This window comes from Microbacterium sp. K24, assembly GCF_004794465.1.
Taxonomy (GTDB): domain Bacteria; phylum Actinomycetota; class Actinomycetes; order Actinomycetales; family Microbacteriaceae; genus Microbacterium.
This window is the reverse complement of sequence record NZ_SSDJ01000124.1, coordinates 1-12878: the sequence shown is the minus strand read 5'-3', so window position 1 is coordinate 12878 and position 12878 is coordinate 1. Positions and strand designations below refer to the sequence as shown.

Below are 12878 nucleotides of genomic sequence, written 5' to 3'. Positions count from 1 at the left end.
CGATTGTGGAAAAGCAACTTCGCCTCCGGTGGATCGGGCTGGTGTTCATCAGCATCGCGGTCTCGCTGATCATCGTCGACTCGACGATCGTCAACGTCGCCATCCCCGCGATCGTCGATGATCTCGGCATCACCTCGACCGAGGTGCAGTGGGTGCAGGAGGCCTACACGCTGGTCTTCGCCGCGCTCCTGCTGGTCTTCGGCAGCCTCGCCGACCGATTCGGACGACGACGGGTGATGCTCATCGGCATCGTCGTCTTCGCCGCGGCATCCGTTCTCGCATCGCTCGCACCCGATGGCGGGATGCTGATCCTCGCCCGGCTCGTGCAGGGCGTCGGCGGTTCGATGATCCTGCCCACGACGCTGTCGATCATCAACGCGACGTTCCGCGGTCGCGAGCGGGGGATCGCCTTCGCCGTGTGGGGTTCGACGATCGGCGGGATGGCCGCGGTCGGACCGCTGCTCGGCGGGTGGCTGACGACGGCGTTCTCCTGGCGCTGGGCATTCGGGATCAACATCCCGCTCGGCATCATCATCGTCATCGGCGTGCTGCTGACCGTGGCCGAATCGCGGAGTGACCGCACCGCCCGGATCGACGTCGTCGGCGCCGCGCTCTCCGTGGTGGCGATGGGAAGCCTGGTCTTCGGACTCATCGAGGGACGCACCTACGGCTGGTGGCTCGTCGACGAGCGACCGAGGCTCGGCGACTGGACGTGGCCGCTCGACCTGTCGCCCATCCCGTTCGCCTTCCTGCTCGCCGTCGTGGCCCTCATCGCATTCATCGTGTGGGGTGTGCACCGCGAACGGGCGGGGAAATCGACGCTGCTGGCGCTCCGCCTCTTCTCGATCCCGTCGTTCCGCAACGGCAACATCGCCGCCGCCGTGGTCTCCCTGGGGGAGTTCGGCATCATCCTCGCGCTTCCGCTGTGGCTCCAGTTCGTGCTGGGCTTCGATGCGCTGCACACCGGTTTCCTGCTGCTCGCGCTGGCGGGCGGCTCCTTCGTGGCGAGTGGCGTCGCGGGAGCATCGAGCGGGAAGCTGGCTCCGGTGTGGGTGGTGCGCGTCGGGCTGATCGCCGAGATCATCGGCGTCGCCGGCGTCGGCTTCGTCATCGGGCCGGATGCGTCGTGGGTGCCGTTGCTTCCCTTCCTGTTCGTGTACGGACTCGGGGTGGGCCTGGCGACGGCGCAGCTGACCGGTGTGGTGCTCGCCGACGTCCCCGTCGCAGAGAGCGGCGCCGCCTCGGGCACCCAGTCGACGTCGCGCCAGCTCGGGGCCGCGCTCGGCGTCGCGATCCTCGGGACGGTGCTGTTCAGCAGCACGGCCGGTCTGCTGGGCTCTGCGCTCGACGATCGCGGGCTCCCGGCCGCGCAGCGGGACCAGGTGGTCTCCGCGGTCGTCGACAGTGCGGGCGCGGCGATCGCCGGGTTGGAGGCGAAACCCGAGACCTCGGCGATCGCCGACGATGCCAAACAGGCGTTCTCGGACGGCACCCGGTACGCCGCGTGGACGGCGGCGAGCTTCCTCGCGCTGGGCCTGCTCTCCACCATCAGTCTCGGCGCGGGCTCGACGCGCACGCGTGCGGATGAGGACGTGCTCGAGGATTCGTCTCCCTGAATCCGTCGGGACGCGGGCGTACTCTTGCCCGATGACTCCGTCTTCCCCCACCTCCCTCGCCGTGCTGCCGGAGACCGTCGCACGATGATGATGTCGGCGATCCATCCGGGCGAACCTCACCGTGGCGACCTCGCCGGGCGTCTCAACTGGCTCAGGGCCGGGGTGCTCGGCGCGAACGACGGCATCGTCTCTGTCGCATCGCTCGTGGTCGGCGTCGCCGGTGCGACGACGGATTCCGCGACGCTGCTCGCCGCGGGCGCCGCCGGACTCGTCGGCGGTGCCATCTCGATGGCGCTCGGGGAGTATGTCTCGGTGAGCAGTCAGCGAGACAGCCAACGGGCTCTGATCGAGAAGGAACGCGGGGAGCTGGCCGCGGACCCTGAGATCGAACTCGAGGAGCTGGTCGGCATCTACGAGGCGAAGGGGCTGCGCCCGGCGACGGCGCGTCTCGTGGCGGAGGAACTCACCGCGCACGACCCGCTGAGCGCACACCTCGAAGCGGAGCTCGGCATCTCGGAGGACCAGGTGGTCAGCCCGTGGGCGGCGGCGGGCGCCTCTGCGCTCGCCTTCGCCCTCGGGGCGATGCTTCCGCTGCTGGCGATCCTGCTCCCGCCTCCGGAGATCCGCGTGCAGGTCGCGTTCGCGGTGGTGCTGCTGGCCCTCGCACTGACCGGATTCATCAGTGCGCGGATCGGCGGGAACCCCGCGCTGAGGCCGACGATCAGGGTGGTGCTCGGTGGGGCCATCGCGCTGGTGGTCACATTCGCGATCGGCACGCTGCTCGGCACGACCGGCATCGCGTGAGAGCGCGGCCAGACTCCGCTCACTGGGGCCCCTCGGTAGGGGGTTACCTAGAATGCAGAAGGGGACCGCCCTGGCGGGCGGTCCCCTTCTGCGATTCCGTGCCCCCGACAGGAGTCGAACCTGCGACCTACGGTACCGGAAACCGGCGCTCTATCCACTGAGCTACGGAGGCGTACCGAACGACGATATCACTCGTCGGGGGTGGTCTCCGACCCGCCGGCCTCGGTGACCGGAGCGCCGCGCAACTCGCCGAGTGCAGCAGCCAGCTTCTCGGCCAGGTAGCGGTGACCCTCGGTGGACGGATGCTTGTGCCCGAGGTCCACATCGATCACAGAGAGATAGTTCTGGTCGGTGATCCAGTTCAAGGCGATGGGGGAGATGTACCACCAGCCGCGCGCCGCAGCGAGCTCGGACAGGTCGGTGTCGATGCGCGCGGTCGCGGCGCCGACCGGAAGCTCGTGCGGAGCGGGTCCGAGCACGACGATCGACGCATCCGGGTACTTCGCGACCAGGGCGTCCCAGGCGGCGGTGACGGCCTCGCGGTAGCCGGCCACACCCTGCGCCCGGTCGTTGATCGATCCCTGGATGATGATCAGGTCGGGTGCGAGCGCCGGGTCGAGCAGGGCGATGCGCTCGCCGAAGGTCGGACCGTCCAGTCCGGGCTTCAGGTAGCCGCTGCCGCGGACGCCGTTGACGATGGTCTCTCCGTCGATGAGATCGGCGAGGACGTAGGCGTAGCCGAGCGTCGGATCCGTCGCTGCGGAACCGTAGGTCCAGGAGTCGCCGAAGACCAGCACGCGGGGATGATCGGGCAGGCTGAGCGGTGCCGGTGCGACCACCGAGGCCGCGCTTCCCTGACCGTCGGCCGCCGCACCGATCGGAGCCGCCGCGGGGAGCGGAGTCCACGGTCGCCACACGCCGAGAACGCCTGCCGAGACGGCGAGAAGCAGGGCGATGGCGATTCCCGCGGTGCGCAGTCGGCGTCGGGCGGCGGAGGCGTGCATTGCATGAGAGTAGATCACCGGAACGCGAACGCAAATTCCACGCGCCGCACCGGCGTCGGAGACCATCATCGCGCGCCCTAAACTGGGAAGGCTATGAACCCTGAAACGCTCGCCGAAGCCCTCCTCGCCGTCCTCGCACCGATCAACGAGGAACGACGTCCCGGCGAGCCGCTGGAGCTCGCAGCATCCGACATCGTCTTCGAGCGTCCCCGCAACCGCGACCACGGCGACTGGGCGTCGAACATCGCGATGCGCCTCGCCAAGCCGTTCGGCACGAACCCGCGCGAGCTCGCGCAGCAGATCGCCGACGGGCTCGCCGGCATCGAGGGTGTCGCGAGTGCCGAAGTCGCCGGCCCGGGATTCATCAACATCCGTCTGGACGCCGCCGCAGCAGGCGCACTCGCGAAGACGATCGTCGACGCGGGCACCGCCTACGGCACGAACGAGACCCAGGCCGGACGCAGCATCAACATCGAGTTCGTCAGCGCGAACCCGACCGGACCGCTGCACATCGGTCACACCCGCTGGGCTGCGCTCGGCGATGCGATCGGCCGGGTGCTCGCGGCATCCGGAGCCACGGTCGCCCGCGAGTTCTACATCAACGACGCCGGCGCGCAGATGGAGCGCTTCGCGCACTCCATCGTCGCCGCGGCCACGGGCGAGCCCACGCCGGAGGGCGGCTACGCCGGCAGCTACATCAACGATCTCGCCGCCCGCGTGGTCGCGGCCCGACCCGACTTCCTCGAGCTGCCGGACGCCGAGCAGGTGCTGGTCGCCCGCGAACTGGGCTACGAGTACCAGCTGGCCGAGCAGCAGGAGTCCCTGGCGAAGTTCAACGTGCACTTCGACGTGTGGTTCTCGGAGCGCACGCTCCACGCGAAGAACGCCGACGGCGTGAGCCTCGTCGACCAGGCCGTCGACCGACTGCGTGAGCAGGGCCACGTCTTCGACCAGGACGACGCCGTGTGGGTGCGCACCACCGACTTCGGCGACGACAAGGATCGCGTGATCCGCCGCTCCAACGGCGAGTACACCTACTTCGCGGCCGACGCCGCCTACTACCTGAACAAGGGCGACCGCGGCTTCGCGCACAAGATCTACCTGCTCGGAGCCGACCACCACGGCTACGTCCACCGCCTGAAGGCCCTCGCCGGGGCGGCCGGCGATGATCCCGAGAAGGACGTCGAGGTGCTCATCGGTCAGCTGGTCTCGGTGGGCGGCGCGCGCCTGAGCAAGCGCGCCGGAAACATCATCGAGATGGACGACCTGCGCGAATGGCTCGGCACCGACGCCCTGCGGTACTCGCTGGAGCGCTCACCGGCGGACTCGCCACTCGCGCTCGACCCCGAGCTGCTGCAGAAGCGCACGAACGACAACCCCGTGTTCTACGTGCAGTACGCCCATGCGCGCACGCACAACGTGGCCCGCAACGCCGCCGATTCCGGAGTCGACCGCTCCGAGTTCGCCCCCGAGACGCTCACGCACGAGTCCGAGGCGGCGCTGCTCGGCGCGCTCCAGGAGTTCCCGCGCATCGTGGCGTTCGCCGCCGAGGTGCGTGAGCCGCACCGCGTCGCCCGCTACCTCGAGGAGCTCGCCGGCCTGTACCACCGCTGGTACGACAGCTGCCGCGTGATCCCGCTGAGCGACGACCCGATCGAGAGCGTGCACCGCACCCGCCTGTGGCTGAACGATGCCGCCGGTCAGGTCTTCCGCAACGGGCTCGCGCTGCTCGGCGTGTCGGCTCCCGAGCGCATGTAGCGCACGCTGCCGGAATATCGGTAGGGCAGGATGGCAGCATGAGCGACGACAACCACACGCTGCCGTATCCGGACGCCTCCGCGGAGCATCCGACGCTCGTGATCCCGGGCTCCGATGCGGACCGCGGGACGGATGCTGCGCCGGGGAAGCGCCGTCGACGCCGCTGGCCGTGGGTGCTGCTGATCATCGTGGTGCTGCTGGCCGCGCTGGTCGTGGCGGCGGAGTTCATCGCGCGCTCGGTGCTGCCGGGAATCGTGCGATCGCTCGTGATCGAACAGCTCGACCTGCCGGCGGATCAGCAGCTCGACGTCGAGGCGGAGGGCATCCTGCTGCCGCAGCTGATCAGCGGACGGCTCGATGAGCTGCACCTGTCGACGGATGCCGTGACTCTCGAGGGCATCACCGGAGCGGCGGATGTCACCGCGACGGGCATCCCGCTCCAGGGTGGCGACCTGGGCGGGGCGTCGGGAACGATCAGGATCGACCAGGCCGAGTTCACGACGCTTCTCGCCGGCACGGATCTGCCCGTCGACTCGGTCGAGTTCGATGCGCCCAACGCCACGCTCGGGGGATCGTTCACCGTTTTCGGCACTGCCGTGCCGATCACCCTCACCCTCACGCCCGGTGCTGCCGAGGGCGACCTCGAGCTGACGCCGGTGGGCCTGTCGGTCGGCGGGCTCGACGTCGACGTCGACGGGGTGGGTTCGATGCTCGGGTCGGTGGCGGACAGCCTCACCCAGACGCAGCGCGTCTGCATCGCGGATCAGCTTCCGGCGGGTCTCACGCTCACGGGGCTGGAGATCGTCGGCAGTGCGGCTGTGATCGACATCGACGTCGACGGCGCGATCGCGACCGATCCGGCACTGCTGGAGAAGGGCGTCTGCCCGCGCTGACCGGGCCGTCGACCCTGGTTCACCCGATCTCGACGGAAGCGGCCATGCGGCCCAGGGCATCGATGGCACCGTCGAGCTGCGCCGCCGTGAGCGGGCCGAGCAGCCGTGCCGCGGAGAGCAGTCCGATCGTCGCACTCGAGAGGGCCAGGGCCAGTGCCTCCGCATCGACCTCCGGATCGAGGCGCTCGCTGTCCTGCAGATCGCGCAGCCACGCCACGACGCCGAGGTGACGCTCACGATAGCGCCCGTCCCGCACCTCGATCACGTGATCACCGAGCACACCACGGTCGTCGAGGAACGCGGCCGTCATCAGCGGATCCTCGATCAGCGCGCGTGCCGATGCACGGTAGGCGTCGCCGAGGCGTGGATGCTCACCGATCTCGTTCCGCACCCGCTCGCGCAGGCGCGCCGTGCCGCGCTGCAGGAGAGCATCGAGGATGTCGTTCTTGCCCGGGAACTCCAGGTACACCGCGCCCTTGCCGATTCCGGCGCCTGCGGCGATCGCCGCGACGCTCATCGCATCGAAACCGCGATCGAGCACGAGCTGCTCAGCGGCGTCGAGCACGCGATCGCGTCTATTCGGGATGAGTGGTCGAGGCATCGTCGTTCCTCCGCAGGTGGGCGAGCATCGCCGGGATGACGACATCGGGTCGGTCGCGCTGCACCCAGTGTCCTGCATCGATCACGGTGGTCAGTTCGGCGTCGGGCAGTAGTTCTGCGGCCGTCTGGATGCGCAGAAGGGGCACTCCTCGGTCGTGATCGCCATGCACGAGCAGCGTCGGTGTGCGGATCGACGGCAGCTGCGGGGTGTAGTCGGTGCGCAGACGGTTCCAGAGGACCTGGTCGCGCTGCCATTCGCCGAAGACGGCCGTGCCGGTGCCGGTGGCGGCCTCCGCGAGGACCGCGTCGACGAGCGCGGGCGTGCGGGCGGCAGGATCACGGACGAGGTCGCGGAGGCCGCGCTCCATCGCCGACCGATCGCGCAGGTACGAGCGCGTGAGAGCGGCGAGGAGGCCGGTGCGGAGAAGCGCGTAGCTGCTGAAGTGGACCACGGCACCCCGCGGGCCGTCGGCGAGCCGGGGCATGAGTCCATAGCATCCGAGCAGCATCGCGGCGCGAGCGCGTCCAGGCTGCGCGAGGAGGTGTCCGAGCGCGATGCCGCCGCCGAGGGAGAGCCCGCCGACCGCATAGTCGTCGATCTTCGCCGCGTCGATGAACTCCCCGACATAGCGGACGAGATTCTCCTGCGTGAGTGGCCAGGCGGCGCGGGCGCTGCGCCCGAATCCGGGGTGGTCGGGTGCGATGACCCGATGGCCGACGTCCGCCAGCGCGGGCCCGACCGCGCCCCACGAGAGTTCCGCGCTGTCGGCGCCGCCTCCGTGGAGGAGCAGCACCACCGATCCGGACTCCTCGGCCGGCCGCCATTCGAGGAAGGAGACGGCCGCGCCCGAGACGTCGACCTGTCCGCGTCGAGGTTCCATGCCGTCCTCCCGTTGTGACCAGATTAGCATTTCCGGTCACAACGTCGGACGGTCAGGAAGTCTTGTCGTCCGCGCGGGCCTCGTCGGTGTCCGTGCCGGTGCCACTACCGGCCGCCTTCTGCGCCGCGCGCAGCTCGGCCGTCGCGATGCGGACATCGACCTCGGCGCGCTGCAGCCGCCGCTGCGGGAAGGTGGTGGCTCCGAAGCGCTGGTGCACGCGGTCCGTCCGCTCCTCCTCCGTCGTGACGATGAAGGCGCAGGCGAGGAGCATCACCTGCGTCGACAGGTTCAGCCAGATCAGGAGCGCGAGCAGCGAGGCGAAGGTCGCGAGCAGCGGATTGCTCGTCGCGCCGCCGACGAACAGGCTGGAAAGCTGCTGCAGCACGACGAGACCGACGGCGCCGAGCAACGCCCCGCCCCAGAGCGAGCGGCCCGCGGGGCGCACGCCGGAGAGCAGACGGAACACGGCGACGAGGAGAACCGTGTCGAGCGCGAAGACCACCACGAGGGAGAGCACCGGTGCCGCCCAGCTGACGAGCGGCGAGTCGGCGGGAAGCCCGAGCAGATCACTGATCCAGTCGACCCCGAGGCGTCCGACGAAAGTGACGGCGGCTGCGGCGACGAACGCGACGCCGATGCCGATCGCCAGAGCGAGGTTGCGCAGGATCACCCAGAGGAAGAAGGTGTCGTCCTGCACGGTCCCGGCGATCACCCGCACCGCGGTGCGCAACGAGCCGATCGCACCGAGTGCCGCACCGATGAGGGCGACGAGCGAGATGATGCCGGCGATCGACAAGGATGCCGGCTGTCGCTGCAGGTCGTCCGGATCGATCACGCCGCCGTCGCCGATGAGCCCCGGCACGACGGACTGCACGGAATCGATGATCGCCCGCCACGCGTCCGGGTTTCCCGCCAGCCAGAGCGCCGCGATGGAGAACCCGAGCAGCACGCCGGCGAAGACACTGAACAGTGCGCGATAGGTGACGCTGTCGGCCAGCATCGGGCCACGACGCTCGGTGTAGAGCAGAGCGGCGCGCACGAGGCGCCGCCGCAGGGCCCAGGCGATGAGCGGCTCGCTGACACGCGCGATGAGGCCGGGGCGATCAGGGGTCTCAGAAGGCGATTCGGTGTTCATCACGACCCCACCCTATGAGCCCGCGACGAACCGCCGCAGGGGCTTGACGTCAGGCGTCACCGTGACAAGGCGGTCGCAGGCGGTGCCCTAGAATCGGGTCAACCTCGATGTGCGTGTTCAGCCCGAGATCCGTCCCACGATTGGTGCTCAGTGCTTCCCCCTGCCGATTCGCTCGCCCCGGAATGGCTCCTCGTCCCCGAAGATGCGAACGACCTCGCGCGCGGCGTGTGGCCCGCCTCCGCGGTGCGCGACGCAGACGGAGTCCTCGACATCGCCGGCGTGAGCGCGAACGATCTCGCGCGCGCCTACGGCACGCCGCTGCTGGTGCTCGACGAGGACGAGGTGCGCAGCCGCGCCAGGGCCTTCCGCACGGCGTTCGACCAGGCCGCCGCCGAGAACGGCACGACGGCGCAGGTCTACTACGCGGGCAAGGCATTCCTCTCGACGACCGTCGCACGCTGGGTCGTCGACGAAGGACTGCGAGTCGACGTGTGCACCGGAGGAGAGCTCGAAGTCGCGCTCGCCGCCGGGGTGGCGCCGGCGTCGCTCGGATTCCACGGCAACAACAAGTCGACGGCGGAGCTGGAGCGGGCCGTGGTCGCCGGCGTCGGCACGATCATCGTCGACAGCGCGATCGAGATCGAGCGTCTCGCCGCGATCACCGCGCGCACCGGCGCGGTCCAGCGGGTGCTGGTGCGGGTCATCAGCGGCGTGCACGCCGAGACCCACGAGTTCCTCGCCACGGCGCATGAGGATCAGAAGTTCGGCTTCCCCCTCGCCGAGGCGGAGCAGGCGGTCGCGCGCATCCGCGAACTGTCCGGACTCGAGTTCGCCGGTCTGCATTGCCACATCGGCTCGCAGATCTTCGGCGTCGCCGGATTCCGCGAATCGGCATCGCGGGTGCTCGAGCTGCACGCCACGCTCCTCGACGGCGGGCCCGTGCCGCAATTGAACCTGGGTGGCGGCTTCGGCATCGCCTACACCCGCGTCGACGACCCGACGCCGATCGACGTGCTCGCGGGCGAGATCGTCACGGCCGTGGCCGAGGGCTGCGCCGCACGCGGCATCCCCGTTCCCGCCCTGTCGTTCGAACCCGGACGCGCGATCGTCGGCACGGCCGGCGTCACGCTCTACGAGGTCGGCACCACGAAGGACGTCACGGTCGAGTCCGGCGCCGTTCGCCGTTACATCAGCGTCGACGGCGGCATGAGCGACAACGCTCGCACCGCCCTGTACGGCGCGCAGTTCTCGGCACGACTCGCCTCACGGGCCGGCGGCGGAGAGCCGCAGCTCAGCCGTGTCGTCGGCAAGCACTGCGAATCGGGCGACATCGTCGTCGATCACGAGTACCTGCCCGCCGACCTCGTGCCGGGCGATCTGCTCGCCGTCCCCGCGACGGGCGCGTACTGCGCCTCGCTGTCGAGCAACTACAACCATGTGCCGCGTCCGCCGATCGTCGCCGTGCGCGACGGTCGGGCGAGGGTCATCGTCCGCGGCGAGACCATCGACGACCTGCTGGCCCGAGACGCGGGCATCGACGGGGCTCAGGCCCCCGAGGGAGAGAAATGACCCACCTCCGAAGGAGCAACCATGACTGACTACCGACGACTTCGTGTGGCGCTGCTGGGCGCCGGAGCGGTCGGCTCGCAGGTCGCGGCTCTCCTGCTGCGCCACGGCGACGAGCTCGCCGACCGCGCAGGTGCCGAGCTGGAGCTGGCCGGCATCGCCGTGCGCGACGTCGACGCCCCGCGCGACGTCGACCTGCCGAAGGAGCTGTTCACGACGGATGCCGAGACATTGATCCTCGGCGCCGACATCGTGATCGAGCTCATCGGCGGCATCGAGCCGGCGCGCACGAACATCCTTCAGGCGATCGGCTCCGGCGCCGACGTCGTGACGGCCAACAAGGCGCTGCTCGCGACCCACGGCCCCGAGCTCTTCGAGGCGGCCGATCGCGTCGGCGCCTCGGTCTACTACGAGGCGGCCGCCGCGGGCGCCATCCCGATCATCCGCCCGCTGCGCGACTCGCTCGCCGGCGACCGGGTGGTGCGCATCATGGGCATCGTCAACGGCACCACGAACTACATCCTCGACCGGATGGACACCGAGGGCGCCGACTTCGCCGACGTGCTGGCCGATGCGCAGCGCCTGGGCTACGCCGAGGCGGACCCGACCGCCGATGTCGAGGGATACGACGCCGCGCAGAAGGCCGCGATCCTCGCCAGCCTCGCCTTCCACACCGCTGTGCCGCTGGACGCCGTGCACCGTGAGGGCATCACCTCCGTCACGGCTTCCATGATCGACGAGGCGCGCGCCGCCGGATTCGTGATCAAGCTGCTGGCCGTGTGCGAGCGCCTCGACGTCGACGGCGCGGAGTCCATCTCGGTGCGCGTGTATCCGGCGCTGGTGCCGGCCTCGCATCCGCTGGCCTCCGTGCACGGAGCCAACAACGCGGTCTTCGTCGAGGCGGAAGCCGCCGGATCGCTGATGTTCTACGGCGCCGGTGCGGGCGGCGTGCAGACGGCCTCTGCCGTGCTCGGCGACGTCGTCTCGGCGGCACGCCGGCACATCGCCGGTGGAGTCGGCGTGGGTGAATCGACGAGGGCCAACCTTCCCGTCGTCCCAATCGGCCACGTCCACACCCGCTACCAGATCACGCTCGAGGTCGCGGATGCGCCGGGTGTGCTGGCCACGGTCGCGAGCACGCTCAGCGACGGCGGCGTCTCGGTCGCGACGGTCGTGCAGACCGTGGAAGGCGAGGACGAGCCGACCGCCCGCCTGATCATCGGCACGCACCGCGCGACCGAACAGGCGCTCAGCGCGACCGTCGACGCCCTCGCCGACAGCGCGGTGGTGGAGCGGGTCGTCTCCGTGCTGCGCGTGGAAGGCGAGTGACGGTGGCGCCGGCTCCCGTCGAGGGCCGCACCGTCGAGGTGCGCGTTCCCGCCACGAGCGCGAACCTCGGCCCGGGATTCGACACTCTGGGGCTCGCCCTCAGCATCTACGACACGCTGCAGGTGACGGCGCTCCCCGCCGGACAGCTCGAGATCGAGGTCTCCGGCTCCGGCGCGCAGGAGATCCCGCGGGACGCCTCGAACCTCATCGTCCGCACGATCGCGTACGTGTTCGCCGACGTGGGCCGGCCCGTTCCGGGGCTGCGGATCGTCGCAGAGAACGGCGTGCCGCACGGCCGCGGGCTCGGTTCCTCCGGTGCTGCGGTCGCCGCCGGCGTCCTCGCCGCGAAGGGTCTTCTGGAAGGCGACGTCGAGATCGAGGACGCCGATCTCCTGCGCCTCGCGACCGAGCTCGAAGGCCACCCCGACAACGTCGCTCCTGCGCTGTTCGGCGGACTGACGATCGCCTGGGTGGGGGAGCGCGGTCCGCAGCACAAGAAGCTCCTGGTGCACCGCGGAGTCTCGCCGCTCGTGCTGGTGCCCGCCTACACGATGTCGACGTCGCAGGCCCGCTCCCTGCAGCCCCCGCACGTGTCGACGGCGGATGCCGTGTTCAACGTGTCGCGATCGGCGCTGCTGATCGCCGCCCTCATGCAGAGCCCCGAGCTGCTGCTCGACGCCACCGCGGACCGTCTCCACCAGGACTACCGCGCCGGAGCCATGCCCGAGACGCAGCGGCTGGTGCAGGCGCTGCGTGCCGCGGGGTTCGCCGCCGTGGTCTCGGGCGCCGGCCCCAGCGTGCTCGTGCTGGCCGATGGCCCCGGAAGCCGGCAGGACGCCGTCGAACTCGCCGATCGCATCACCGACACCCCGTGGGAGGCGCTCCTGCTCGCCGTCGACGTGCGTGGTGGTACAGTGGGGGATCGAGCGGAGGGCTCCACGTAGTTTCGTGAATCTGGCCCCATTGCAACTCTTGCAAGACCCGCACGCAAACCCCTGTGGCACTGCTCTTTCCAGAGCTCCTGCCGAGGCTGGCTGGCGCCGAGCGTCAGCCCGTGCGATCGTGCGCAGCACCCGTTGTGCGCGTTCAACGCTCATTCCCCATGACATATAAGGGAGCACTCGTGGAGAACCTCTCCGAGACCCAGAACGATCAGACGTCTGCCGCGTCCGCACCTGCGGCCGCGACCGACACCGAGACGGCCGCACCGGCGCGCAAGCGCGCACCGCGTCGCGCCACCACGGCGACGGCCGCCGCGAAGGCGGAGAAGGCTGCCGACAAGCCGGATGCCG

Annotated in this window: 12 protein-coding genes and 1 tRNA gene; 8 read left to right on the top strand and 5 right to left on the bottom strand. The window is 70.1% G+C overall.

Features of this window, described 5'->3' with window-relative positions; translation table 11 throughout:
• The first annotated feature begins 5 nt into the window (after positions 1-5).
• On the top strand, positions 6-1616 hold the full coding sequence (locus DW306_RS12265; RefSeq protein ID WP_136055873.1) for a DHA2 family efflux MFS transporter permease subunit: 1611 nt from the start codon (positions 6-8) through the stop codon (positions 1614-1616).
• 90 nt (positions 1617-1706) lie between these two features.
• Positions 1707-2420, top strand: a complete 714-nt coding sequence (locus DW306_RS12260; protein ID WP_136055913.1) for a VIT family protein — start codon at positions 1707-1709, stop codon at positions 2418-2420.
• A gap of 99 nt (positions 2421-2519) precedes the next feature.
• On the opposite strand, the gene DW306_RS12255 is transcribed toward DW306_RS12260, so the two are convergent.
• Positions 2520-2592 (bottom strand) — tRNA-Arg (locus tag DW306_RS12255).
• A gap of 16 nt (positions 2593-2608) precedes the next feature.
• Positions 2609-3424 carry an SGNH/GDSL hydrolase family protein gene (locus DW306_RS12250; protein WP_136055872.1) on the bottom strand — a complete coding sequence of 272 codons (816 nt, stop codon included), beginning with the start codon at positions 3422-3424 and terminating at the stop codon, positions 2609-2611.
• A gap of 93 nt (positions 3425-3517) precedes the next feature.
• Here DW306_RS12250 and argS point away from each other — a divergent pair, with 93 nt between their 5' ends.
• Both argS and DW306_RS12240 read left to right on the top strand, forming a co-directional pair.
• The gene (gene argS, locus DW306_RS12245) at positions 3518-5182 is read left to right on the top strand and encodes an arginine--tRNA ligase (RefSeq protein WP_136055871.1); all 1665 of its coding nucleotides are present in this window, start codon (positions 3518-3520) and stop codon (positions 5180-5182) included.
• 38 nt (positions 5183-5220) lie between these two features.
• The gene (locus DW306_RS12240) at positions 5221-6075 is read left to right on the top strand and encodes a DUF2993 domain-containing protein (RefSeq protein ID WP_136055870.1); all 855 of its coding nucleotides are present in this window, start codon (positions 5221-5223) and stop codon (positions 6073-6075) included.
• Between the two features lie 19 nt (positions 6076-6094).
• Here the strand turns inward: DW306_RS12240 and DW306_RS12235 are convergent, their stop codons facing one another.
• Genes DW306_RS12235 through DW306_RS12225 form a run of 3 tightly spaced genes read right to left on the bottom strand, consistent with a single transcriptional unit; the run spans position 6095 to position 8691 of the window.
• On the bottom strand, positions 6095-6640 hold the full coding sequence (locus DW306_RS12235; RefSeq protein ID WP_240747177.1) for a TetR/AcrR family transcriptional regulator: 546 nt from the start codon (positions 6638-6640) through the stop codon (positions 6095-6097).
• A 10-nt stretch (positions 6641-6650) separates the two neighbouring features.
• A complete protein-coding gene (locus tag DW306_RS12230; protein WP_136055868.1) occupies positions 6651-7556 on the bottom strand; it encodes an alpha/beta hydrolase in 906 nt (301 codons plus the stop codon).
• A gap of 52 nt (positions 7557-7608) precedes the next feature.
• Positions 7609-8691: a YihY/virulence factor BrkB family protein gene (locus DW306_RS12225; protein ID WP_136055912.1), complete on the bottom strand. Its 1083-nt coding sequence runs from the start codon at positions 8689-8691 to the stop codon at positions 7609-7611.
• 150 nt (positions 8692-8841) lie between these two features.
• Between DW306_RS12225 and lysA the strand changes: the two genes are divergently transcribed.
• From lysA to DW306_RS12205, 4 genes are all read left to right on the top strand, one after another.
• Positions 8842-10260: a diaminopimelate decarboxylase gene (gene lysA / locus DW306_RS12220; RefSeq protein WP_136055867.1), complete on the top strand. Its 1419-nt coding sequence runs from the start codon at positions 8842-8844 to the stop codon at positions 10258-10260.
• A 21-nt stretch (positions 10261-10281) separates the two neighbouring features.
• Complete coding sequence (locus DW306_RS12215; protein WP_136055866.1) at positions 10282-11586, top strand: homoserine dehydrogenase; 1305 nt, start codon at positions 10282-10284, stop codon at positions 11584-11586.
• Complete coding sequence (thrB, locus tag DW306_RS12210; protein WP_136055865.1) at positions 11583-12530, top strand: homoserine kinase; 948 nt, start codon at positions 11583-11585, stop codon at positions 12528-12530. Before DW306_RS12215 ends, thrB begins: the two co-directional genes overlap by 4 nt.
• Before the next feature lie 158 nt (positions 12531-12688).
• The coding region (locus DW306_RS12205) for a hypothetical protein (protein ID WP_205814165.1) at positions 12689-12878 on the top strand (190 nt) is incomplete at its 3' end.